The organism is Pseudomonas sp. R3-52-08, assembly GCF_003851745.1.
GTDB lineage: Bacteria > Pseudomonadota > Gammaproteobacteria > Pseudomonadales > Pseudomonadaceae > Aquipseudomonas.
Map to the genome: position 1 here is coordinate 818,831 of NZ_CP027730.1, position 21,416 is coordinate 840,246.

Consider the following 21,416-nt stretch of genomic DNA (forward strand, 5'->3'; position numbering starts at 1 on the left):
ATGTTCGAGCTGCGGGTGCTGGATGGTATGCATCAAGGCGCCGCGCTGCCGTTGTTTGGTGAGCAGTGGGGCGTGGGTGCCAATTCGGACGCTGATCTTCTGTTGAACGATCCCGGGGTTGCCGAGCATCACGCACGTTTGCGCTTGGCCGATGGCCGGTGGTCGGTGCAGGCCGAGGCGGGGCTGCTTGAAAACAGCGATGGGCAAGTGCTGGCGCAGATCGGCGAGCTTGCGCTGAACACGGTCTTTTTGATCGGCCCCGTTCGCTTGTGCGTCAGCCCTGCCGATCAGCCCTGGCCACAGGCACCCGCGCCTGCACCTGCGGCGCCTGAGCCTGTGGAGCAGGCGCCGCTCGCGTTGAAACTGTCAGCAATTCCATCGTCCCAACAAAAGCGTTTGCTTAGCCTGGTACTTGCGTTCGCCGTGCTCATTGCGGCAGCCGGCATCATCTTTAGTGGCGAGCGCAAGGCCCAGGCATCGTTGATGCCGGTAGTGGTTCAAAAGCCCGAACTGGGCTCGCCCTTTGAGGTGCGCCAGCAATTGCTGAAGATGCTCAGCGAGCGGGAACTGACTTCACGGGTCAGCTTGCAAGTCATCAATGGGCAGATTTCCCTGAGCGGTGATGTTTCCCAGGAAGAGGCGGACTTGGTCGCGCGCATGCTCGACCGCTTTGCCGGGCAGTTCGAAACCGCTGTGCCGGTGATCAGCCGCGTACGCACGCGTGACGGAGCACTGCCGTTCAAGATCGTGCAGATCATCAGCGGACCGAACGGCCACGTTGTGCTGGAAGAGGGCACCCGGTTATTTGTGGGCGACGAAGTCAATGGCCTGCGCCTGGTGCTGATCGATAACAGCAAGGTGGTGTTCGACGGTGTGCAGCGCTATGAGGTGCGTTGGTGAGCGGCGCATGGCAAGAGCGTCTCGAGGCTTGGCAACGCAGTCAGTCGGCGGCGTTGGACAGCTTTGCGCCGGTCACGATGCGCGGTCGCATACAGCGCGTCAACGGCATGCTGATGCAGTGTCGGCTGCCCCAGGCGCGCATCGGCGACCTGTGCCAGGTTGAAAAGCAACCGGGCGATTACATGCTCGCCGAAATCATTGGCTTCGATCAGCAGGATGCGGTGCTCAGTGCCCTGGGGAATCTGGAAGGCGTGAGTGTGGGCGCCAGCGTGGAGCGTCTTGGTGTGCCGCACAGGGTACGGGTGGGTGATGACCTGCTGGGCCAGGTGCTGGACGGTTTCGGCCGGCCGATTGCCGGCAAAGGTCCCAGTGCGTTCGCCGAAGCGGACACGCCCGACGCAACCCCGGTGTTGTGCGAGGCGCCGTTACCCACGGAGCGGCCGCGCATCAACCGCGCATTGGCCACGGGGGTGCGTTCGATCGACGGCCTGATGACGCTGGGAGAAGGCCAGCGCGTCGGACTGTTCGCGGGGGCAGGCTGTGGCAAGACCACCTTGTTGGCCGAGATCGCCCGTAACGTGGACTGCGATGTGATCGTGTTCGGTTTGATCGGCGAACGGGGCCGAGAGTTGCGCGAGTTTCTTGACCATGAATTGGATGACCAGCTGCGGGCCAAGGCGGTGCTGGTGTGCTCCACCTCCGACCGTTCCAGCATGGAGCGCGCCCGCGCCGCCTTCACCGCGACGGCGCTCGCCGAAGGTTTCCGGCGCAAGGGCCAGCGGGTGCTTTTGTTGATCGATTCCTTGACGCGTTTTGCGCGAGCCCAGCGTGAAATCGGCCTGGCTGCCGGCGAGCCGCTGGGGCGGGGCGGTCTGCCGCCTTCGGTGTACAGCCTGTTGCCGCGCCTGGTGGAACGGGCGGGGTTGACGCGTGACGGCGTGATCACGGCCATCTACACGGTGTTGATCGAGCAGGACTCGATGAATGACCCGGTGGCCGACGAAGTTCGCTCGCTGCTGGACGGCCATATCGTGCTGTCACGCAAGTTGGCCGAGCGCGGCCATTATCCGGCCGTGGACGTGCTGGCCAGCCTGTCGCGGATTTTGACCAATGTCTGCGAGCCCAGGCATATCCAGGCCGGTACGGCTTTGCGACGCCTGTTGTCGGCCTACCAGCAGATCGAGCTGATGCTCAAGCTGGGTGAGTACCAGGCAGGCAATGATGCCCTGACTGACATGGCGGTAAGCAGCCGCCAGGCGGTGGATAGCTTCCTGCGCCAAGATTTGCGTGAGCCTTCTGCGATCGACACGACGATGGACCAACTGACGGAGCTGACTGCCTATGTCCCATTCTGAAACGTTGCCCGGTGAGATCGAAACCCTGCGGCGCTTGCGTCGGTACCGGGCCGATCGTGCCGAACGTGCGCTGCGCGAGGCCAAACGATCACAGCAGGCATTGGTGGCGCACATCCAGCAGGCCCAAGACCTGCTGGAGAAAACTCGTCAGGAAGAGAAACGCCAATGTGCACAACTGTTGAGCGAGCACCAAGGGCAGGTTGTGAGCGTTCAGGCGCTGAAGTCGTGGAATCGCAAGGAACAAAGCCTGTCTGCCGGTACCCGGCGTGAAGAAGGCCAGGTGCAACAGCTGCAAGGGCAGCAGGAGCAGCGTGAGGTGGAGGTAGGTATCGCGCAGAAGCACGTCACCCAGTGCCTTCGCCAAGTAGAAAAACTGCAGGAATTGGCCAATTTACTCACGCAGGAACCGCTATGAACGCTATTTCAGCCAATACGCCTGAACGCCAACGCCGACGCGACCCTCGCGAGGACCGTGTCCACGAGGTGGGCGCCCCAGTGCCTTGGGAGCAACGGCAGCTCTTTAGCCAATTGTTCGGTGATGACGAACAGGATTCGGGCCGTAGCGCGTCACAGCCCGGAACCCGGGCCGGCGGCGATCTCGCCATGGTCGAGGCGTTGTCGGAGCAGTTGATACCTCGGCTGCAAAGCGGCTCGACGTGGCCGCTGACAGTGGCCATGTACTTGCCACGCCTGGGGCGGATCAATGCCCGTATTCGTCAAGAAGGGGCGGGGTGGAATATCGAGCTTGAGGCGCAGCAGGAAGCTACAGCGCTCTGGCTCTACGGCGTACGGCACCAATGTGAGCACAGGCTCGCCGCGAGCCTGGCGTTACCGGTGGCGCTGTGCGTGGCGAATTCGGCGCCGGCATGATGTTGCCCTCTCTGGCCTTGCGCACTGTGAGGGCTGATGCAGTGGCTGCCCGGCGACGGCTGGGGCGTGGGTTGCGCATGCCGTTCCAGGTGGCCGAACAGCGCGGTGAATTACGCCTGGAGCCTGGCACTGAGCCGGTTGGCGCTCAGTCGCTGTGCTTTGAAACCACCAGTGGGGTATTGGCGTTCAGCGAACCGGGGCCGCAATTGAGCTTGATGGGTGAGTGCCCGGTGACGTTGGCCCAGGCCGGCAACGATCCGGACTCCTGGTTCTGGGCGTTGTTTCAGCACTACTTGAGCCCGCAGATACGTGACCTGTTCGGCTATATGCGGCTGCTGGAGACGGATCGGCCCGAGGGGTTCGGTTGCCGGCTCAGCGTGTCCCTGGGCGCCTCACGGGTCATGGGCTACCTGTGGCTGAGCGCTGGAAGCTTCCTCGCGTTGTGCGAGGCCGCCCCCTGGCGCTCTGTCGCTGCACCGCTGCCGGGGCAGTTTCAACTGGCGATTGCCGTCACCCTGGGACGCATGCGCCTGACCATTGCACAGGTACGCGGCCTGCGCGCCGGTGATGTGCTGGTCCCCGAGCTCGCGCTGTTCCAGGCGCAGGGCAGCGGTTATGTGCAGGTTGGCAGGCATCGGCTGCGGGGCAGTATTGACGATGAAAACGGGACTCTGTGCCTGACCCTTTCTTCTATCGAGGACACGTCTGTGGACGAGAATTTTGCGGCGCACGCCTACTCCGAGGATGCGCAGGATGAACCTGTGGTGGATATCTTTGGCCACGAGCCATTCGATGAGTTGAGCATGGCGCTGAATGTTCGCTGCGGCACACTCAACCTCACGCTGGGCGAGTTGCGCAATCTGGGGCCTGGTTCCGTGCTGGGCGTTACCGGCTACGCACCTGGCCTGGCAGGCCTGTATTACGGCGATCGGCCGATTGGGCAGGGCCAGTTGGTGGAAGTCGACGGCCGCCTGGGCTTGCAGTTGTCCCGCGTGCTATTCGGCCGATGATACTCCAAGGGCTGGATCCCCTCGTTCTCGCACTGTTTCTCGCCACGCTGACGCTGATGCCGATGCTGTTGATCATCTGCACATCGTTTTTGAAGATCGTGATCGTGCTGATGATTACCCGTAATGCCATCGGCGTGCAGCAGGTGCCGCCGAGCATGGCGATTAACGGCATCGCATTGGCTGCGACACTATTTATCATGGCTCCGGTGGGCTATCAGATCGCTGAAAATCTGAAAATTTCTCCGCTGGACACGAGCAATGTGCAGACGGTGCTGCAGACAGGCGCAGAGGCCATCAAGCCGTTGCGTGCATTCATGCTGCGCAATCTCGACCCCGACGTGCTCACCCACCTGTTGGAGAATACCCACCGCCTCTGGCCCGCGCAGATGGCGCAGGAGGTGCAGCGTGAAGACCTGATCCTGCTGATTCCCGCCTATGTATTGTCACAACTGCAGGCGGGGTTCGAGATCGGTTTTCTGATCTACATCCCCTTTATCGTGATTGACCTGATTGTCTCCAACCTCTTATTGGCGCTGGGCATGCAAATGGTTTCACCCATGACCATTTCCCTGCCGCTCAAATTGCTGCTGTTTGTAATGGTGTCCGGCTGGTCGCGGCTGCTCGACAGCCTGTTCCTTTCTTATCTCTGAGCTGAATATGGAACCGATCGTACTGTTCAAACAGGGCATGTTGCTGGTGGTGGTGTTGACCGCCCCGCCGCTGATCGTAGCGGTGGTGGTGGGCGTACTGACCTCGTTGATTCAGGCGCTGATGCAGGTGCAGGACCAGACCCTGCCGTTTGGTGTCAAGCTGGTGGCGGTGGGTGTCACGCTGATCATGACTGGGCGCTGGATCGGCGTTGAGTTGATCCAACTGATCAACCTGACGTTCGACATGATCGGCCGTTCGGCCCTTAACTGAGGGCACGCCGGTGCTGCATTATTTCGAGTTGCTGCCCAGCCTGGTGATCGGCATGGCGCGCATTTATCCCTGTGCCTTTCTGGTCGCTGCATTCTGTTTTCAACATATTCGTGGCATGCCCCGGCACACGATCGTGATGGTCATGGCATTGATCCCCGCGCCGGGTATCCATGCAGCGTTGGAGGGGCTGGATTACTCGGGCCTCATGCTCGCCGCCTTGGCGCTCAAGGAGTTGGCCCTTGGGGTAGTGCTGGGCGTGTTGCTGTCGATGCCGTTCTGGATGTTCGAGTCGGTGGGCGCGCTGCTGGATAACCAGCGAGGCGCGTTGGCCGGGGGCCAGCTCAACCCGTCGCTGGGCCCGGACGCAACGCCCATCGGGCATATGCTCAAGCAGTTGGCGATTTTTCTGTTGATGGTCACCCTGGGGCTTGGCGCACTGACCCAGGTGATCTGGGACAGCTACCTGATCTGGCCACCGACGGTGTGGTTCCCGTTGCCGGGGCCCAACGGATTCGGTGTATTTATCGCGCTGCTCGGGGATACGTTCACCCATATGATGCTCTACGCGGCGCCCTTTATCGCGGTGCTGCTGTTGCTGGAGTTCGGCATCGCGCTGCTGGGTGTTTACAGTCAGCAGTTGCAGGTGAGCACACTGGCTCCGCCACTCAAGAGCCTCGCAGGTATCGGTGTCCTCTTGCTGTATTTTGCGTTATTGCAGGATCTGATCGTCGGGCGTATGAGTTTGCTGGGTGACCTCAAGCATTCCCTTGGGCTGCTGTTCAAGGTGGCGATGCCATGAGCGACTCGGGAGAGAAAAAACACCCCGCCTCCGCTAAAAAGCTGCGTGATCAGCGTAAGAAAGGCCAAGTCTCCCAGAGCCAGGATGTAGGCAAGTTGCTGGCGCTGACCGCCATCGGCGAAATCGCGCTGTATACCGCCCAAAGCAGTTTGCAACGTTTCGAACAATTGATGGTGTTACCGATTTCACGCATCAATCAGCCCTTCGTGCGAGCGCTGGAAGAAGTGCTGTTCGATGGGGTGGTGGTGTTTCTATCGTTCGCCTTATTGATGGTTGGAGTGGCGATTGCCACGAAGCTGATCAGCAGTTGGTTGCAAGTCGGGTTTCTGTTCGCCCCGGAGGCGCTCAAGCTCGATTTCAATCGGGTCAATCCCATGAGCCAACTCAAGCAAATGTTCTCCGCCCAGTCGGTGATGAACCTGCTGATGAGCGTGGCCAAAGCGTTTCTTCTGGGCCTGATTGTGTATCTGGTGGTCTGGCCCTCTCTGGGCACGCTGATTAATCTGGCCAACAGCGATCTGCAAAGCTACCTGCTGGCGCTGATTGCGCTGTTCCGCTATCTGCTCCATGCCTGCCTCGGATTGCTGTTGGTGTTGGCATTGACCGACCTGACCCTACAAAAGTACTTCTTCGCCAAGCGCATGCGCATGACCCAGGTCGAAGTGGTCAAGGAATACAAGGACATGGAGGGTGACCCGCACGTCAAGGGGCAGCGCCGCTCGTTGGCATACCAGTTGGCGCAGGAGGAACCCAAGGTCAAGTTGCCCAAGCTGGAGGAGTCGGACATGTTGGTCGTCAACCCGACCCACTTTGCCGTCGCCCTGTATTACCGTCGCGGCAAGACGCCATTGCCGCAGTTGGTGGCCAAGGGCACGGATGCGCAGGCGCGAAAACTGATCGATCGCGCCAAGGCAGCTGATGTTCCGGTCATTCAATGCGTATGGCTGGCCCGCACGATTTACGAGAAAAAGCTCGGAGCGCCGATTCCTCGAGAGACGTTGCAGGCCGTGGCGTTGATCTACCGTACCTTGCGTGAGCTGGACGATGAAGCCAAGCGTGAAACCCTCACGTTGCCAGAGCTGGAGCGGCGCTGATCAGCGTGTCACTGAGAGGTCCAGCGCTTGCAGGTTGGCCAGGGACAGCATCCGGCTGAGGATGTTGTCCAGTGCCTGGCGCTGGGTGGGCAGGGCGTGCCAGATAACCAGTGCGCCCTGTTTGTCCAGATAGATATAGCAGCCGTCAAACGCCAACGCCTGTTCAAAACGACGCTCCAGTACCCGTTCCAATTGCCCAGCTTGCAGGGCCATGCTCGCGATTTGCAATGCAACGCCCTTGCGGGCGCCGGCATCGCAGGAGCCGAACGTGATCCCCTGACACAACTGCTGGTGAGCGGACGCACCGCTCACCAGGTTGTCGATGAGCATCTGGCGTTTCAGATAAGCGTCTGACGCTGCCTCCATGCTCATCGCTCCAGCGAGATCGTTTGGTAGTCTGAGCGTTCGCCGGCGGGGCCGGGTTCGACGCGCATCTGGGGCGGCCACCAGACCACCATCTTGTCCTTGCTCGATTGCGGGCGTGAGCAGGAGTCGCCTTTGCAGGTAGGCGTGCAACCGGTGGCAAGCAATACGATGCCCAGCAGTGTGGCGTGCAACAGTTTGTGGTTCATGGTGAGGTTGTCCGGGTTGGGGTGAGCAGGGAAGGGCGTGGCTCGCTCAGATGTTCATCCTTGATGACCGGACGCATGGCGATAAACACTTCAGCTTCTTCACCAGGCTTGAGCCAGGCACGCGGCCAGACGGTGACTGCCAGCGTTTGCGAATTGCTGCATTCCTTCTCATCGATGCGCACATTGCGCTTGAACTGGTTACGCAGCACCACCACCGCCACGTTGTAGTGCGGGCCTGCATACCATTGGCTGCGCTCGGTATTCAGCGCCAGCAAGTCGCGGGTGCTGCACAACGTGTTCAGCCCCAGGGGCATTGGCTCGGCCTTGAACGCCTTGGGCACTTCGCCACTGACCAGGTGCGCCAGGGTGCTGGTGATATCGCTGCGGTTAATCACCGGCTGATGGGGGGCGTAGCGCCGTGCCAATGGCTTGAGCGCAGCTTGCAGTTCGGCCTGATCGTCCTGAGGCAAATAGCGCGAAGGATCCGACTGATCGCCGATCACCCGTGGGGTCAGGATAAACAGCCGCTCACGCCGGTTATTCTGCCGTTCGGTCGAGGAGAACAGCGCCTTGCCCAGTAACGGTATGTTCCCCAGCACCGGGACCTTGTTTTGTTTGTCGGTGCTTTCGGTGACGTGGAACCCACCCACCACCAGCGAGCGCTTTTCCGCCATCACGGCTTGGGTGCTGACCTTGCCCCGGCGTACATCCGGGCCGATACGTTCGGGGTTGGATTCGTCAAAATTACCGTCTTCGATGTCTATCGCCAAATGAATCTGATGGCCGCCCCGGCTGGTGATCACCCGGGGAACCACCTGAAAACTGGTACCCACGGTAATGGGAAGGATCGTTGCGTTTTCAGTGCCAGCGGTCAGGTACTGAGTGCGGTTGAAATCGATGATTGCCGGTTGGTTTTCCAGGGTCAGCACCGAGGGATTGGAGACCATGGTTGCCAGCCCGCGGGATTCCAGCGCGCGGATATCGGCATAGAAGCGATCAAGGCGTCCGATCGATAGTTGGGAAGCGGTACCGGGCGCCATGTTGACGCCGCCACGGAAGCGACTGTTCTGGAAGCCCCATTTGATGCCGAATTCGTTTAGCTGCGTGCGCTCGATGTCGAGGATGATCGCGTCGATTTCCACCAATTTGCGTGCGACATCAAGTTGGCTGATCAACTCGCGATACATCGCCTGTCGTTCCGGCAGGTCATAAATCAGGATGGCGTTGTTGCGCACGTCAGCCTCAACGCGGATTCGGCTGGTGCCCACTGGCGCCCGAGGCGTAATCGACATTCCGGCATCCGTAGATGCCGGTGGGCTGAGCAGTTGCCCCAGCAGCGGGTTACCCAGGCGCGGGAAGCTGGGTGTGACCGGCGCGGGCTGGGACTGGGACGCGGAGCGTTGCGCCAGGCCGGAAAGCGTCGACGCGGAGCGCGGCTCCAACAGCCCGCGCAGCATGCTGGCGACGCCAGGGATGACGATCTTTTCGCTGCGGTACTCTATTTGACGGTCTGCGGCATTGGCGAACTTCAGCGGGAACGTCAGCACGCTCTGTTTTTCATCCGCAGAGCGCCGCTGGCTGCTGAATTGCTTGATCTGTTCGATATAGCTCTTGGGGCCGGAAACCAGAACGATACCGTCTTCGGGCAACTCACCCCAGCCGAATCGGCTATCGAGCAACCCGATATCAGTGAGCGCCTGCTTAAGGTCGGAAACCGTCTCCGAAGAGACTTCCAGGCGTGCGGACTCCTGTTGATCCAGGGTGCTGACGAATAAGGTGTTGTTGTAGAGATACCACTGGAAGCGGTGCTCTACGCCCAGTCTGTCCAGCAGTGACTGCGGCGTGTTCGCTCGAATCTTGCCGTTGACATCGCCCTCCAGCAGGCCTTCGATTTGCAGTTGCGTGCCAAAGGTCTGGGCAAAATCCTCAAGCACTTCCCGTAGAGGCTTGTGTTCGGCTTCATAGGCGTAGGCCGTGTTTTTCCATTCAGAGGGAATAGCGGCCAGCGAGTTTTCTACTGGAGCAAACAGGCAGGAAAGCAGGAGCATGCTGTACCAGGATGTACGTCTGCTTGGAGCACCCGGCGAATCCTGGCGCAAACTGTGGCATTTGTGGTTCTTGTTATACATAGCGAGTTCTCTGGTTAATACGGCAGTGACCGTAGCGAGCTGGGTCTGAGAGGCTGGGCAGGGCGGGCCAGGCGCGTGAACGTGGCACGCCATATGTCGCGTTGGTTGAGCAGGGTTTCTAGGCACGCGAACATGTGGGCCTCTGCTATTCCATCCCGCAGGGTCTGGATGAGCCAAAGTTCGCCACTGTCCGCTTTTCGAACCAACGCGCCCTGGAAAAGACTCAAGCTGGCGGCGCCCAGGCGCAGCCAACTTAGTGGTGTCGTGTTATCTGAAGGTCTCGACGTCAGCTGAGCCGCCACCAGAATAAAGGCGTCTTGGCGCTTCAGAGTGATCTCGTCGTCGCCTTCCACTAACGTGAGTTGTGGCTCGCGACGGTTTAACCAGTCACGGATGAGCGCTTCCATTTTATTGAAAACTTTCGATAGCTGTTTTCAGAGACTGATGCTCAATCCGCAGGTTTTCAGTAAAGAGCGCGTTGGTCACAGTCATCTGCTTCATTAAGTTATAGAAGAACTCGGCATCTTGTTCACCCTGCATGTCTTCGATAGGAAATGAGTCATAATTTTTATACGCAGAGTCGGCATTTTTTAATGCTTGAGAAGAGAGCGACTTAGGTGTGCTCATACTTATTCCTCTAATTAGCGTTGCTCAGATGGTTATTCGTCAGGCCGTGCTGTTGACCGAGGGTGGTTAAAACAGAGTCGTGTGTAATTAGACGTCTGGAGCCATCGCTTCGCCGCGTTTAAAAAAGGCAGTGAGCATGGAGTTCCAGCTGATACGAAAATCTCCCTCATCTGTTTTCAATACCAGCGTTTGGGGCGCTGTTGTCTCGTCAGCGTGAAGTTTCCAAACAGCGGCTTTCTGATAGGCAAGGTGTTGTTTTATCTCGTTCATATCATGGGGGTGGCAGAGCAGGGTTGCGCTGACCTCTGGAACTTGGAGTGTCATTAATTGGTTAAGAAGGGCGACCAGCCTGGCGGGCGCTACCGTCTCATCAAGCAGACGACGAATAGCCTCATTGGTAATTGCACTGGCATATTGTTCGAGCTTGTCGCACATGGCTTGACGGTCACGCTCCCATCGCTTGAGTTGCGCATCGGCGCGTTGCCAGACTTCCACAGACGCCTTCTCGCGCAGCGCTTCGCATTTTTTTTCCGTCAGGCTCAGCAGTTGTTCAGCCTGTTCATTGGCGTCCTTCAACAGCAGTTCTGCCTGCTTCCAATTGGCAAGCTCCTCTCGAGGAATCACGCTGCGTGGGACCCCGGGCGCGTTTTTGAATAGCTCAATGGTACGTCGGCATAGCATGACTTATCTCCTTACCCGTTCAAGCCATGGGCTATCGTTTCACCAGGCAGTGACATGACGCGCCAGACCACCGCCTGCCACAGCGTATCCAAACGGCTGCTCGCGTTTTCAAGGCACAGCTGCCTCTTTTCAACTTCACTCGCGCGTTCACGGGCGAAGCGCAACCTGATGCGCTGCCAGATAATGGGATCGAGCCAGCTATGCAGAAGTCGCAACGGATCGTCCTCGGGTGACAGCATGGCAGGGGGCAGCGCCTTGGAGAGACGTATGCACCACAGGTGGTGCGTGTCGCTCAAGGAGGGGCAGGCCTCAGGGTTGAAGGTGTCGTGAATCAGCGTCAATGCCAGGTCGAGTTGTTCATTTGAAGAGAGTGCCAAGTGCAACACGGTGGGTTGGGGAGCCGGGGGTAAACAGGCTGCCACACCTGTCAGGTCGCCCGGCACCCGACGTCCAAGCTGATAAAGCGCTTCAATCGTGGCGTACTGGTTACCCCTCCAGTCTTCATGGGCATATTTCCAGGGAAATGCCCACCAGTGAGCCCAGGCCAGGTGCTCACGCATTGAGAGTTCGGCGCTAAGCGTCATGAGCCGTACCGCTCAATTCGCTGACTACCGTTGGTTTAGGCACAAAACGCTGACGTCTACGGTATAAAAACACCGTGACGCCCATAGCGGCCATCACACCTAGCAGGAAAATGGTTACGCTGTTTCGCCATAAACCGAGGTCCTCATCGGGTACCAGGAACGGGCCAAAATACACCAGGCGTTGTTGTTCCTGATAAGCCGCGGCGGGTACGAATATCACGGTCAGTTTTTGCGGATTGTCGATGGCTGTGGCCATGCCTGGGATGCTGCTTGCCACCATTCGGCGAACGCGCGCGGTGATGTTATCGGGATCAAGCCGTGGATCATGTTTTATGAATACTGAGGCGGAAGCGGGTTGGACCGGCTCACCGGGCGCGATGCGTTCCGGCAATACCACGTGAACCCGGGCAACGATGACACCGTCAATATTGGACAGCGTGGCCTCAAGTTCTTGCGACAACGCATAGATGTAGCGCGCTCGCTCTTCCAGGGGCGTGGAAATGACACCCTCTTTACGAAACGTATCGCCCAGCGTGGTTCTGGCCACTTTGGGCAGGCCGGCTGCCTCCAACGTGCGCACTGCGCGACCGATGTCGCTGGCGTTTATCGTCACGACGACGCCATCTTTAGCGGGGACCTTTTGGGCGCGAATATGCTTGTCTGCCAATTCTGCGATGACCTCATTAGCTTCTTGTTCTGAGAGTTGGCGATGAAGTTCGACACGGTCGCTGCACCCGTTCAACAGGAGTGCAACCACCAAGAGCAATGCAATAGGCAGGAGATTCGTCATGATCACTATTGCAGGTTGGATATTTTTTCGATGCCTTGAGTTGTCTTGGCAAGGCATTTGACTAACAGCTGGGACGTCAGCTGAATATTGGATAATACACTTGGAAATTTCCTGAATTTTTCTATATCCAGCTCTTGGTTGGTTGACTTCAGTAAAGTCGCCATGCGTTTTTTCGAGTCTTTCAAGGGGGCGACAGCTTCTGCCAGTACGGGAGAACTATACGCTTCGCCAGCGAACGTACTCGTCGTGGAGGCGGGGTCTAGCATTGATGTAAAGAAACAGGCGTCTCCCTGACACGTCGACGGGGCTCGTGTGATGCCGGCGGAATCGAAACCTGCATCTTCTTCGGAGAGCTTGCGGGTTATTTGCATGAGATGCCCATTGAGTTAACGGCTATATATTGGTTTTGAAGGGAGTCGCCACAACCACCCTTTGTATCGAGAGGGTTACCTCTCGGGCTGATAGGCCGGAGAGGTAAGTCGTTCTTATTGGAAACCTTTAGCAGCTTGGTTGATACCCGATATCAATTTAGCTTCAAGTTGCTTCTTGGTGGTGTAGTCGTTGATTTGTTCTCCTTTTTCGAAGTTGTCTTCTGCCTGGCCGGCGCCGCTTGCGCCAGAGCCTGTAGGGTTTTGAGCGTTGTAGTAGCCGTATTGTGGGGAAGAATTATTGACTGGACCCATAACATTACTCCATGTGTCAGTTTTAATGGAAAATTGCGCCAGCGTGAAATTGAAAGGTGTTCAGGTTTCCTTACAAATTACCGCTGGCACTGAATGTGTGGCATGTAAGTGCAGGGCGTTCCATATGACACTGAATTACAGGTTTCTAAATATTTCCATGGCAGCAAAGGTGCGCGGAATGTCATCGACTTTCTCCGAGCGCTATTTCCAGCTGTTTCATCCGGTAGTACAGCGTACGCTTGGCAACCCCCAGTTCAACCGCCACCCTGTCTACGCAGTGCTGATGACGGCGCAACGACTCTTCAATCAAGGCTTTTTCAATTTGCTGCATGCGTGCCTTCAGGTGGGTCTGGGTATCAGCCCCCTCGTTTATGGGGGGTGAAAGCGGCGGCAAACCCAGGACGAAACGTTTTGCTGTCGACCGCAGCTCGCGGACGTTTCCCCGCCAAGGGTGGCACAGCAGTTGTTGCAGCAGGGCTCCCGAAGGCACAGGTGCAGTGCATTCGAAGTGCTCCGCTTCCTGCTGGATCATCTTCAGGAACAAAGGGATGACGCGTTCACGTTGATCTCGCAACGCCGGAAGTTGGATGTTGACCACATTCAGGCGGAAATACAGGTCGCGCCTGAAAGCGCCTTGATCGACCATTTCACATAGCGAGTGCTGGGCAGACGCGATGACACGCATGTCCACCGGGATAAATCGCGTCGAGCCCAGCCGCTCCACTCCACGCGACTCCAGCACGCGCAGCAGTTTGGCCTGCAGGTTCAAGGGCATGCTGTCGATCTCGTCCAGGTACAGTGTGCCCATGTGCGCGGCTTCGACAGAACCTGCCCGTGATTGAATCGCTCCCGTATAGGCCCCGCTGTTAACGCCGAACAATTGGCTTTCCGCCAGGCTTTCGGGGATGGCTGCGCAGTTCAAGGCGACGAAGTTGCCTCGTCGTCCCGACAGGCGATGAATCCGTTGCGCCAAGGTATCCTTGCCGGTGCCGGTTTCTCCGAGCAGCAAAATATCAATGTTGAGGGCGGCAGTGCCGCTCAACATATGTTCAATATCCGGGTCTTCAACAAGTGAAATAGCCGTTTCATTGTCCATGGGGTCGAAGGCCGACATTGAATGATTACTCCCTTATCAGATTGCTTCACTGCTGACAGTACGGCGCGCAGGCTTAGTTCAGTTAACCGAAGTCTATAGGGATCGTCGCGTGGTTAATTGCTGAAGTGGCGTAGGATAAGTTCTGTTGTGTTTGTCCTGAAGTGTATTCAGTAAACAAAACTGTTTTGCAGTAAGAGTTTTCTGAGTGTGTACGGGATTAAGTTGAGAGCGTACTAAAAAAGTGGGCAAACAGACGTCCACAAAAAAGCCGATGCAATGCATCGGCTTTTTATTGACTGCGAAAGATATCGCTGGTGATGTTTACACGTTGAAACGGAAGTGCATCACATCACCATCCTTGACGATGTATTCCTTACCTTCAAGACGCCATTTACCTGCTTCCTTTGCACCCGCTTCGCCCTTGTACTGGATGAAGTCGTTGTAGGCGATCACTTCAGCGCGGATAAAGCCTTTTTCGAAGTCGGTGTGGATCACGCCGGCAGCCTGTGGCGCGGTGGCGCCAACCTTGACGGTCCAGGCACGGACTTCTTCGACACCGGCGGTGAAGTAGGTCTGCAGGTGCAGCATTTCGTAGCCGGCGCGGATCACGCGGTTCAGACCAGGCTCTTCCAGGCCCAGGGCCTCAAGGAACATGTCTTTTTCTTCGCCGTCATCCAGCTCTGCGATTTCCGCTTCAATCTTGTTGCACACCGGGACCACGATCGCGCCTTCTTCGTCGGCGATGGCCTTGACCACGTCCAGCAGCGGGTTGTTCTCGAAGCCGTCTTCAGCGACGTTGGCGATGTACATCACAGGCTTGGTGGTGAGCAGGTGGAAACCCTTGATCACGGCTTTTTCGTCGGTGCTCATGCTCTTCATCAGGCTACGCGCCGGCTTGCCTTCGGTGAAGTGAGCGATCAACTGCTCCAGCAGGCCTTTCTGGACCACTGCATCCTTGTCACCGCCCTTGGCGTTGCGCGCGACTTTCTGCAGTTGTTTCTCGCAGCTGTCGAGGTCGGCGAAGATCAGTTCCAGGTCGATGATCTCGATGTCACGCTTGGGGTCAACGCTGTTGGAGACGTGAATCACGTTCTCGTCTTCAAAGCAGCGGACCACGTGGGCGATGGCATCGGTCTCACGGATGTTGGCCAGGAACTTGTTGCCCAGGCCTTCACCTTTCGAGGCGCCCGCTACCAGGCCGGCGATGTCGACGAATTCCATGGTAGTCGGCAGGATGCGCTTGGGGTTGACGATGGCCGCCAGTGCAGCCAGGCGTGGGTCGGGCATGGCCACGATGCCGCTGTTGGGCTCGATGGTACAGAAGGGGAAGTTCTCCGCTGCAATACCGGACTTGGTCAGGGCGTTGAACAGGGTGGATTTGCCGACGTTGGGCAGGCCGACGATGCCGCAATTGAATCCCATGGTGTTTCCCCTCGGTAAAAGTCAGGCCTTCTGGCTGTGCAGGTTTTTCATCGCACGGTTCCATTCACCGGCGAAGATATCCGGCAGCACGCCGAGGGCAAAGTCGATGCTGGCATCGAGTTTTTCCTGTTCGGCGCGTGGCGCACGACCCAGGACGAAATTTGAAACCATACTGGCAACGCCTGGGTGGCCAATGCCGAGCCGCAGACGGTAGAAATTATTCTGATTCCCCAACTGCGCGATGATGTCGCGCAGGCCATTGTGCCCGCCATGCCCGCCGCCCAGCTTGAGCTTGGCAACGCCGGGTGGCAGGTCCAGTTCGTCATGGGCCACCAGGATTTCCTCGGGTTTGATCCGGAAGAACCCCGCAAGCGCCGCGACAGCCTGGCCGCTGCGGTTCATGTAGGTGGTGGGAATCAGCAGACGAACATCCTGACCCTGGTGCGAGAAGCGCCCGGTCAGGCCAAAATATTTGCGATCGGCCACAAGATTGATGCCTTGGGCGTGGGCGATGCGCTCAACAAAAAGGGCCCCCGCGTTATGCCGGGTCTGTTCGTATTCGGCGCCTGGATTTCCCAGGCCAACGATCAGTTTAATGGCGGTCACGACAGGGGCCCTTCCTTTGGAGTTGTGGATAACATCGCCGCAGCCAACGTGCGGCGAAAGTGGACGACAGGAGCTCACTTATCCAGAGATAAACTTCGCGTTATCGCCCGCTTTCTCGCTACGTTTCGGTCCGCGATGTTTCCTCAAGCTCCGACGCTGCACAGAGCATTACTCGGCAGCGGTTTCGCCTGCTTCATCTTCTGCTACAACACGTGGCGCGTGGACGTTGGCAACAGCCTTGTCGTCGTTGTGAGCCAGTGCAACGAACTCAACGCCTTTAGGGGCCTTGAGGTCGGACAGGTGAATGATGGTGCCGATTTCAGCAGCCGACAGGTCGACTTCGATGAACTCAGGCAGGTCTTTCGGCAGGCAGCTTACTTCCAGCTCGGTAGTAGTGTGGGAAACAACGCCACCTTTCTTGACCGGAGCTTCTTCACCAACAAAGTGCACTGGAACGATGGCGGTCAGTTTCTGACCGGCAATAACGCGTACAAAGTCAGCATGCAGCACGTGGCCTTTGGCCGGGTGACGTTGCAGGGCTTTGATGATCACGTTCTGCTTGGTGCCACCAACGTTCAGTTCGATAACGTGGCTGTAGGCAGCATCGTTTTCGAGCAGTTTGGCAACTTCTTTAGCCAGCATGCTGATGGATTCAGGGGCTTTGTCGCCACCGTAAACTACAGCTGGAACCAGGCTTGCGAGACGACGCAGGCGGCGGCTCGCACCTTTCCCCAGGTCGGAACGCACTTCAGCATTCAGAGTAAAATCGTTCATGTTGTATCTCCAAAATAACCACATTCGCCCCAGCGTTTGCGACCAGCGCTAAAGGCGATATGGGCAAAAAAGCCCCGCCCCAGCGGAATGCTGGGGCGGGGCGCTTTTCGTCAGTGAAATGGTCCGCAGGTTTGACCCTTAGCGGAACATCGCGCTGATCGATTCTTCGTTGCTGATGCGGCGAACCGCTTCGGCAACTACCGGTGCGATATCCAGTTGACGGATACGCGAACAGGCTTGAGCTGCAGCGGACAACGGGATGGTGTTGGTCACCACCAGTTCGTCCAGCATGGAGTTCTCGATGTTCTCGATCGCTCGGCCCGACAGCACAGGGTGTGTGCAGTAGGCGAAGACTTTTGCGGCACCGTGCTCTTTCAAGGCTTTCGCCGCGTGGCACAGGGTGCCGGCGGTGTCGACCATGTCATCAACCAGAATACAGGTACGCCCTTCGACATCACCGATGATATGCATCACTTCAGAGTGATTGGCTTTCTCGCGGCGTTTGTCGATGATACCGAGGTCCACGCCCAGGGATTTGGCGACAGCCCGTGCACGCACGACGCCACCAATGTCCGGGGACACGATCATCAGGTTTTCAAAGCGTTGGTCTTCGATGTCATCCACCAGGACGGGGGAGCCGTAGATGTTATCTACTGGAATATCGAAGAACCCCTGGATTTGGTCAGCGTGCAGGTCAACCGTGAGAACACGGTCAATACCTACCACGGTCAGCATGTCAGCAACGACTTTCGCGCTGATGGCCACACGTGCGGAGCGCGGACGGCGATCCTGACGGGCATAACCAAAATAAGGGATTACAGCTGTGATTCGAGTCGCTGAGGAGCGGCGGAAGGCATCAGCCATCACGACGAGTTCCATCAGGTTATCGTTGGTCGGAGCGCAGGTCGGCTGAATAATGAAGACGTCTTTACCGCGAACGTTTTCATTGATCTCGGCAGTAATTTCGCCGTCGGAGAATTTACCGACAGAGATGTCACCGAGAGGGATATGCAGCTGACGTACGACACGTCGAGCCAGATCGGGGTTGGCATTCCCCGTAAAGACCATCATCTTGGACACGCGCAGTACCTAGAGGCTGAGGGTAACCTGGATGAGTATTAGAAAATGGCAGGGGCGGCTGGATTCGAACCAACGCATGGCAGGATCAAAACCTGCTGCCTTACCGCTTGGCGACGCCCCTGTATCTGTTGCAACGAGTGCCTAACACTCGATTCCTTTTAGAGCAGATTTTGCAGCTTGCGATGCAACATCGAAACGTTGCTTCCTTTTGCTACAAACCCTGTAAGGGTCTCTGTAAGAAGGGCCGAGACTTTATCAGCTTCAGCTTTGCTTGGGAAGCCCCCAAACACACAACTTCCAGTTCCGGTTAATTTTGCTTCGGTAAATTTACCTAACAAATTCAAAGCGTTACGTACTTCTGGATAACGCCTTGCTACAACCGGTAAGCAGTCATTTCGACTGTTTCCCTTGGGAACGGGGCGCACTTTAATGGGAGAAGAGTTACGTGTCAACAACGGATCTGAAAAAATTTCTGCTGTACTTACAGATACTTGCGGCACCAGCACGAGATACCACGGCTCTTCGGGCTCCACGGGGGTCAGTTTCTCCCCCACACCCTCGGCAAATGCGGCATGCCCATGCACGAAAACCGGGACGTCGGCGCCAAGTGTGAGGCCCAGTACGGCCAGGCGATCAGGGTCCCAGCCCAGTTGCCACAAGTGGTTGAGCCCGAGCAGGGTGGTCGCGGCATTTGAGCTGCCGCCACCGATACCGCCGCCCATGGGCAGGACCTTATCAATCCAGATATCGATGCCGAGCGGGCAGCCGGATTGCTGCTGAAGTTTCTTCGCGGCCTTCACGATCAGGTTGCTGTCGTGGGGCACGCCTTCGAACGCGGTGTGCAGCTTGATCACGCCATCGTCCCGCACGGCGAAGGTCAGTTCATCGCCGTAGTCGAGAAATTGAAACAGCGTCTGCAACTCGTGGTAGCCGTCTTCACGACGGCCCAGGATGTGCAGCATCAGATTGAGTTTGGCGGGAGAGGGCAGCGTGAGTTTTGCGACAGTCACGTTATTGCCCCAATTTACGCGGTTGCCAGTCCTTGATCACCAGCGTGACGTCAAGGTCGGTGCCGTGCAGTTTGATGCGCTCGGGCAGCCAGTAGCCGTTCTGCTGCACATAGCTCAGGTACTCGACCTGCCAGCCGTCCTGCTCAAGGGAGGCCAGGCGACTGTCGCCATTGAGGCTCAAGCGGCTTTTGCTGTCCGGCGCCGGCAGGCCGCGCACCCACCAGACCAGGTGTGAGACAGGCAGCTTCCAGCCGATCTGCTGCTCCAGCAGTTCTTCCGGCGAGGCCGCTTCGTAGCGGCCCTGGTTAGCCACTTCAAGGCTGACTTGCCCCGGTCGACCGGTCAGGCGGGCTGCACCGCGACCCAGCGGGCCGGAGAGGCGAATATCGTAGTAATCCTGGCGTTGCAGCCAGAACAAGGTGCCGCTGCCGGAATCTTTCGGCGCGCGCACCCCGACCTTGCCTTCGATCTGCCAGCCGTCAATGCTGCTGAGCTGGTCCTTGTGCTGTTGCCATTGTGCCGGGTTGCCCTGGCCTTCAACGGATTCGCGGTTGCCTACGCCCGCGCAACCGGCGAGCAGGGCGATGAAGCTGAAAACGATAACGTGGCGCAAGAACATAAGCTTATAGGGTCTCGGATCCGGTCAGGCGCTTGATGGTGCCGCGCAGGATGGGGCTTTCGGGTTGTTCCTTGAGGAATTTTTCCCAGATTTGTCGCGCTTCGCGTTGCTTGCCGTTGGCCCACAGCACTTCGCCCAGGTGGGCGGCGACTTCCTGGTCCGGGAAGCGCTCCAGCGCCTGGCGCAGCAGGCGCTCGGCCTCGTCGAGGTTGCCCAGGCGGTAGTTGACCCAGCCCAGGCTGTCGAGCACGGCCGGGTCTTCCGGGTTGAGCTTGTGGGCCTGCTCGATCAGCACCTTGGCTTCGGCGTAGCGCGTGGTGCGGTCGGACAAGGTGTAGCCCAGGGCGTTGAGGGCCATGGCGTTGTCCGGGTCGCGCTTGATGATCAGGCGCAGGTCTTTCTCCATCTGCGCCAGGTCGTTGCGTTTTTCTGCCTGCATGGCGCGGGTGTAGAGCAGGTTGAGGTCGTCGGGGTATTGCAGCAACGCTTGTTGCAACAATTTCCAGGCGCGTTCGCCCTGGTTATTGGCCGACAAGGTCTCGGCCTGGATCAGATACAGCTGGATCGCGTAGTCCGGTTCGGCATCGCGGGCTGCGGCCAGGCGCTTCTCCGCTTCGTCGGTACGGCCATTGCTCATCAGGATATCGGCCTGGCGCAACTGGGCCGGCAGGTAATCATTGCCTGGGCCGACCTGGGCGTACTCGAGCAAGGCCGCCTGCGGGTCGTTGCGTTCCTCAGCGATGCGGCCCAGGTTCAGGTGCGCCGAGTCCACATGGCTTTCGCGCGCGACCAGCTCTTCAAGATAACCCTTGGCCTCGTCCCAGGCCTTGGCTTCCAGGCACACCAGCGCCAGGGAATAACGCAGTTCGTCATCGTCCGGGTATTGCTGGACCAGATTGGCGAACTGCACCTTGGCGTCTTCCATGCGATCCTGCTCAACCAGCATCCGCGCGTAAGTCAGACGCAGGCGCTTGTCGTCCGGATATTTCTTGATGCTTTTTTCCAGCAGTGGAATCGCTTCCTTGCCGCGGTTGAGGTTCTGCAGCAGGCGGGCGCGTAGCAGGATCGGTGCAATCTCACCGTCTTCCGGCGGGTTCTGCTCCAGCAGCTTGAGGGCGGCGTCGGCTTCATCGTCCTGTTGCAGCAGCAAGGCTTTGCCGAAAATCAGCTGGCTGTTCTTCGGATGCTTTTGCAGCAGGCGGTCGAAACTTTTCATCAAGCCATTGCGTGTGTCCTGATCGGTATCGGCGGCCGACAGCGCAAGGAAGTCGAAATGCGTGTCGCCTTTGCCCTGCAAGACTTTTTCCATGTAGACCATGGAATCGTCATAGCGCCCGGCGCGTGCCAGCTGCACAGCTGCCGCCCGTTGGGCTTCCAGGTCGTCCGGGGCATTTTTTGCCCAGATCAGCGAGGCGTCCAGCGCGGCCTGGTCGGCGCCCAGGTACTCGGCGATGCGAAACGCGCGTTCCGAGATACCGGGGTCTTGAGTATTGATGGCCTGGGTCACGTAGTTATCCAGGGCAATATCGAAGCGATTACGCTGGCCGGCCAGTTCTGCGGTCAGCAGGCTGTAGACCGTTTCTTCGCTGAACGAGGAATAAACCTTAGGCTTTTCAGGGGCGGGGGTGCTGTCTTCCACCGGCGCTGTAGCGTCCGGCGACACGGGTGCCATGGCCTGGCAGCCGCTGAGGAAGACAAAAGCAAGGAGCAACGCGGAAGATCTATTCATATAGGAAGAGGACGACTAACCTGCGGTCGGATCATCATGACACAAGCCTTCGGCCAAACATAACC

27 protein-coding genes and 1 tRNA gene are annotated in these 21,416 nt (G+C 58.1%); 9 read left to right on the forward strand and 19 right to left on the reverse strand.

Going from position 1 to position 21,416, the window contains the following annotated elements:
- The 9 genes from C4J91_RS03510 to sctU are packed head-to-tail and all read left to right on the forward strand — an operon-like array spanning nucleotide 1 to nucleotide 6,949.
- A complete protein-coding gene (locus tag C4J91_RS03510) occupies nucleotides 1-900 on the forward strand; it encodes an FHA domain-containing protein (RefSeq protein ID WP_164484576.1) in 900 nt (299 codons plus the stop codon).
- A complete protein-coding gene (locus C4J91_RS03515) occupies nucleotides 897-2,255 on the forward strand; it encodes a FliI/YscN family ATPase (protein WP_124361176.1) in 1,359 nt (452 codons plus the stop codon). The genes C4J91_RS03510 and C4J91_RS03515 overlap by 4 nt, the downstream gene beginning before the upstream one ends.
- Nucleotides 2,242-2,670, forward strand: a complete 429-nt coding sequence (locus C4J91_RS03520) for a YscO family type III secretion system apparatus protein (RefSeq protein ID WP_124361177.1) — start codon at nucleotides 2,242-2,244, stop codon at nucleotides 2,668-2,670. Before C4J91_RS03515 ends, C4J91_RS03520 begins: the two co-directional genes overlap by 14 nt.
- Entirely contained in the window at nucleotides 2,667-3,125 is a 459-nt protein-coding gene (locus C4J91_RS03525; protein WP_124361178.1) for a type III secretion system HrpP C-terminal domain-containing protein, read from the forward strand. Before C4J91_RS03520 ends, C4J91_RS03525 begins: the two co-directional genes overlap by 4 nt.
- Nucleotides 3,122-4,135: a FliM/FliN family flagellar motor switch protein gene (locus tag C4J91_RS03530; RefSeq protein ID WP_124361179.1), complete on the forward strand. Its 1,014-nt coding sequence runs from the start codon at nucleotides 3,122-3,124 to the stop codon at nucleotides 4,133-4,135. Before C4J91_RS03525 ends, C4J91_RS03530 begins: the two co-directional genes overlap by 4 nt.
- Nucleotides 4,132-4,785: a type III secretion system export apparatus subunit SctR gene (gene sctR / locus C4J91_RS03535; protein WP_124361180.1), complete on the forward strand. Its 654-nt coding sequence runs from the start codon at nucleotides 4,132-4,134 to the stop codon at nucleotides 4,783-4,785. The genes C4J91_RS03530 and sctR overlap by 4 nt, the downstream gene beginning before the upstream one ends.
- Nucleotides 4,786-4,792: 7 nt before the next feature.
- Nucleotides 4,793-5,056 carry a type III secretion system export apparatus subunit SctS gene (gene sctS, locus C4J91_RS03540; protein WP_124361181.1) on the forward strand — a complete coding sequence of 88 codons (264 nt, stop codon included), beginning with the start codon at nucleotides 4,793-4,795 and terminating at the stop codon, nucleotides 5,054-5,056.
- Between the two features lie 10 nt (nucleotides 5,057-5,066).
- Complete coding sequence (sctT, locus tag C4J91_RS03545; protein WP_124361182.1) at nucleotides 5,067-5,855, forward strand: type III secretion system export apparatus subunit SctT; 789 nt, start codon at nucleotides 5,067-5,069, stop codon at nucleotides 5,853-5,855.
- The gene (sctU, locus tag C4J91_RS03550; protein ID WP_124361183.1) at nucleotides 5,852-6,949 is read left to right on the forward strand and encodes a type III secretion system export apparatus subunit SctU; all 1,098 of its coding nucleotides are present in this window, start codon (nucleotides 5,852-5,854) and stop codon (nucleotides 6,947-6,949) included. Before sctT ends, sctU begins: the two co-directional genes overlap by 4 nt.
- Here sctU and C4J91_RS03555 read toward each other — a convergent pair whose 3' ends face one another.
- The 19 genes from C4J91_RS03555 to C4J91_RS03645 all read right to left on the reverse strand — a co-directional run bounded on the left by C4J91_RS03555 (nucleotide 6,950) and on the right by C4J91_RS03645 (nucleotide 21,351).
- Nucleotides 6,950-7,315, reverse strand: coding sequence for a transcriptional regulator (locus tag C4J91_RS03555; protein ID WP_256658910.1), 366 nt, complete (start codon nucleotides 7,313-7,315; stop codon nucleotides 6,950-6,952).
- A gap of 2 nt (nucleotides 7,316-7,317) precedes the next feature.
- Complete coding sequence (gene hrpT, locus C4J91_RS03560; RefSeq protein WP_124361185.1) at nucleotides 7,318-7,521, reverse strand: HrpT family type III secretion system protein; 204 nt, start codon at nucleotides 7,519-7,521, stop codon at nucleotides 7,318-7,320.
- On the reverse strand, nucleotides 7,518-9,650 hold the full coding sequence (gene sctC / locus C4J91_RS03565; protein WP_124361186.1) for a type III secretion system outer membrane ring subunit SctC: 2,133 nt from the start codon (nucleotides 9,648-9,650) through the stop codon (nucleotides 7,518-7,520). Before sctC ends, hrpT begins: the two co-directional genes overlap by 4 nt.
- Nucleotides 9,651-9,664: 14 nt before the next feature.
- Nucleotides 9,665-10,057: a type III secretion protein gene (locus C4J91_RS03570; protein ID WP_124361187.1), complete on the reverse strand. Its 393-nt coding sequence runs from the start codon at nucleotides 10,055-10,057 to the stop codon at nucleotides 9,665-9,667.
- 1 nt (nucleotide 10,058) lies between these two features.
- Nucleotides 10,059-10,277, reverse strand: a complete 219-nt coding sequence (locus C4J91_RS03575; RefSeq protein ID WP_124361188.1) for a type III secretion protein — start codon at nucleotides 10,275-10,277, stop codon at nucleotides 10,059-10,061.
- Between the two features lie 87 nt (nucleotides 10,278-10,364).
- The gene (sctL, locus tag C4J91_RS03580) at nucleotides 10,365-10,958 is read right to left on the reverse strand and encodes a type III secretion system stator protein SctL (RefSeq protein ID WP_124361189.1); all 594 of its coding nucleotides are present in this window, start codon (nucleotides 10,956-10,958) and stop codon (nucleotides 10,365-10,367) included.
- 11 nt (nucleotides 10,959-10,969) lie between these two features.
- Nucleotides 10,970-11,542: a type III secretion protein gene (locus tag C4J91_RS03585; protein ID WP_256681647.1), complete on the reverse strand. Its 573-nt coding sequence runs from the start codon at nucleotides 11,540-11,542 to the stop codon at nucleotides 10,970-10,972.
- Nucleotides 11,532-12,332 (reverse strand): type III secretion system inner membrane ring lipoprotein SctJ, encoded by an 801-nt coding sequence (gene sctJ / locus C4J91_RS03590; protein WP_124361190.1) that lies wholly within the window; start codon nucleotides 12,330-12,332, stop codon nucleotides 11,532-11,534. Before sctJ ends, C4J91_RS03585 begins: the two co-directional genes overlap by 11 nt.
- A 5-nt stretch (nucleotides 12,333-12,337) precedes the next feature.
- Nucleotides 12,338-12,703: an EscI/YscI/HrpB family type III secretion system inner rod protein gene (locus tag C4J91_RS27680; RefSeq protein ID WP_256681648.1), complete on the reverse strand. Its 366-nt coding sequence runs from the start codon at nucleotides 12,701-12,703 to the stop codon at nucleotides 12,338-12,340.
- Nucleotides 12,704-12,817: 114 nt separating this feature from the next.
- Nucleotides 12,818-13,015, reverse strand: a complete 198-nt coding sequence (locus C4J91_RS03600) for a hypothetical protein (protein ID WP_124361191.1) — start codon at nucleotides 13,013-13,015, stop codon at nucleotides 12,818-12,820.
- Nucleotides 13,016-13,196: 181 nt separating this feature from the next.
- Entirely contained in the window at nucleotides 13,197-14,129 is a 933-nt protein-coding gene (locus C4J91_RS03605) for a sigma 54-interacting transcriptional regulator (RefSeq protein ID WP_124361192.1), read from the reverse strand.
- A gap of 303 nt (nucleotides 14,130-14,432) precedes the next feature.
- Entirely contained in the window at nucleotides 14,433-15,533 is a 1,101-nt protein-coding gene (ychF, locus tag C4J91_RS03610) for a redox-regulated ATPase YchF (protein WP_124361193.1), read from the reverse strand.
- A 21-nt stretch (nucleotides 15,534-15,554) separates the two neighbouring features.
- Nucleotides 15,555-16,139, reverse strand: a complete 585-nt coding sequence (pth, locus tag C4J91_RS03615) for an aminoacyl-tRNA hydrolase (protein WP_003188350.1) — start codon at nucleotides 16,137-16,139, stop codon at nucleotides 15,555-15,557.
- 168 nt (nucleotides 16,140-16,307) lie between these two features.
- Entirely contained in the window at nucleotides 16,308-16,913 is a 606-nt protein-coding gene (locus C4J91_RS03620; protein ID WP_124361194.1) for a 50S ribosomal protein L25/general stress protein Ctc, read from the reverse strand.
- 138 nt (nucleotides 16,914-17,051) lie between these two features.
- On the reverse strand, nucleotides 17,052-17,993 hold the full coding sequence (locus C4J91_RS03625) for a ribose-phosphate pyrophosphokinase (protein WP_003208392.1): 942 nt from the start codon (nucleotides 17,991-17,993) through the stop codon (nucleotides 17,052-17,054).
- 46 nt (nucleotides 17,994-18,039) lie between these two features.
- Nucleotides 18,040-18,114, reverse strand: a tRNA-Gln gene (locus tag C4J91_RS03630).
- 37 nt (nucleotides 18,115-18,151) lie between these two features.
- Nucleotides 18,152-18,955, reverse strand: coding sequence for a 4-(cytidine 5'-diphospho)-2-C-methyl-D-erythritol kinase (gene ispE, locus C4J91_RS03635; protein ID WP_256681682.1), 804 nt, complete (start codon nucleotides 18,953-18,955; stop codon nucleotides 18,152-18,154).
- Between the two features lie 49 nt (nucleotides 18,956-19,004).
- Complete coding sequence (gene lolB, locus C4J91_RS03640) at nucleotides 19,005-19,622, reverse strand: lipoprotein insertase outer membrane protein LolB (RefSeq protein ID WP_124361196.1); 618 nt, start codon at nucleotides 19,620-19,622, stop codon at nucleotides 19,005-19,007.
- A 4-nt stretch (nucleotides 19,623-19,626) separates the two neighbouring features.
- Nucleotides 19,627-21,351 (reverse strand): tetratricopeptide repeat protein, encoded by a 1,725-nt coding sequence (locus C4J91_RS03645; protein WP_124361197.1) that lies wholly within the window; start codon nucleotides 21,349-21,351, stop codon nucleotides 19,627-19,629.
- Nucleotides 21,352-21,416: the final 65 nt, after the last annotated feature.

Bases quoted from the DNA above. Each gene is read 5' to 3' on its own strand.
- C4J91_RS03510 (WP_164484576.1), top strand. From the start codon at position 1: ATGTTCGAGCTGCGGGTGCTGGATGGTATGCATCAAGGCGCCGCGCTG.
- C4J91_RS03520 (WP_124361177.1), top strand. From the start codon at position 2,242: ATGTCCCATTCTGAAACGTTGCCCGGTGAGATCGAAACCCTGCGGCGC.
- C4J91_RS03525 (WP_124361178.1), top strand. From the start codon at position 2,667: ATGAACGCTATTTCAGCCAATACGCCTGAACGCCAACGCCGACGCGAC.
- C4J91_RS03530 (WP_124361179.1), top strand. From the start codon at position 3,122: ATGATGTTGCCCTCTCTGGCCTTGCGCACTGTGAGGGCTGATGCAGTG.
- sctR (WP_124361180.1), top strand. From the start codon at position 4,132: ATGATACTCCAAGGGCTGGATCCCCTCGTTCTCGCACTGTTTCTCGCC.
- sctS (WP_124361181.1), top strand. From the start codon at position 4,793: ATGGAACCGATCGTACTGTTCAAACAGGGCATGTTGCTGGTGGTGGTG.
- sctU (WP_124361183.1), top strand. From the start codon at position 5,852: ATGAGCGACTCGGGAGAGAAAAAACACCCCGCCTCCGCTAAAAAGCTG.
- C4J91_RS03555 (WP_256658910.1), bottom strand. From the start codon at position 7,315: ATGGAGGCAGCGTCAGACGCTTATCTGAAACGCCAGATGCTCATCGAC.
- hrpT (WP_124361185.1), bottom strand. From the start codon at position 7,521: ATGAACCACAAACTGTTGCACGCCACACTGCTGGGCATCGTATTGCTT.
- sctC (WP_124361186.1), bottom strand. From the start codon at position 9,650: ATGTATAACAAGAACCACAAATGCCACAGTTTGCGCCAGGATTCGCCG.
- C4J91_RS03570 (WP_124361187.1), bottom strand. From the start codon at position 10,057: ATGGAAGCGCTCATCCGTGACTGGTTAAACCGTCGCGAGCCACAACTC.
- C4J91_RS03575 (WP_124361188.1), bottom strand. From the start codon at position 10,277: ATGAGCACACCTAAGTCGCTCTCTTCTCAAGCATTAAAAAATGCCGAC.
- sctL (WP_124361189.1), bottom strand. From the start codon at position 10,958: ATGCTATGCCGACGTACCATTGAGCTATTCAAAAACGCGCCCGGGGTC.
- C4J91_RS03585 (WP_256681647.1), bottom strand. From the start codon at position 11,542: ATGACGCTTAGCGCCGAACTCTCAATGCGTGAGCACCTGGCCTGGGCT.
- sctJ (WP_124361190.1), bottom strand. From the start codon at position 12,332: ATGACGAATCTCCTGCCTATTGCATTGCTCTTGGTGGTTGCACTCCTG.
- C4J91_RS27680 (WP_256681648.1), bottom strand. From the start codon at position 12,703: ATGCAAATAACCCGCAAGCTCTCCGAAGAAGATGCAGGTTTCGATTCC.
- C4J91_RS03600 (WP_124361191.1), bottom strand. From the start codon at position 13,015: ATGGGTCCAGTCAATAATTCTTCCCCACAATACGGCTACTACAACGCT.
- C4J91_RS03605 (WP_124361192.1), bottom strand. From the start codon at position 14,129: ATGTCGGCCTTCGACCCCATGGACAATGAAACGGCTATTTCACTTGTT.
- ychF (WP_124361193.1), bottom strand. From the start codon at position 15,533: ATGGGATTCAATTGCGGCATCGTCGGCCTGCCCAACGTCGGCAAATCC.
- C4J91_RS03620 (WP_124361194.1), bottom strand. From the start codon at position 16,913: ATGAACGATTTTACTCTGAATGCTGAAGTGCGTTCCGACCTGGGGAAA.
- ispE (WP_256681682.1), bottom strand. From the start codon at position 18,955: ATGCTGCACATCCTGGGCCGTCGTGAAGACGGCTACCACGAGTTGCAG.
- lolB (WP_124361196.1), bottom strand. From the start codon at position 19,622: ATGTTCTTGCGCCACGTTATCGTTTTCAGCTTCATCGCCCTGCTCGCC.
- C4J91_RS03645 (WP_124361197.1), bottom strand. From the start codon at position 21,351: ATGAATAGATCTTCCGCGTTGCTCCTTGCTTTTGTCTTCCTCAGCGGC.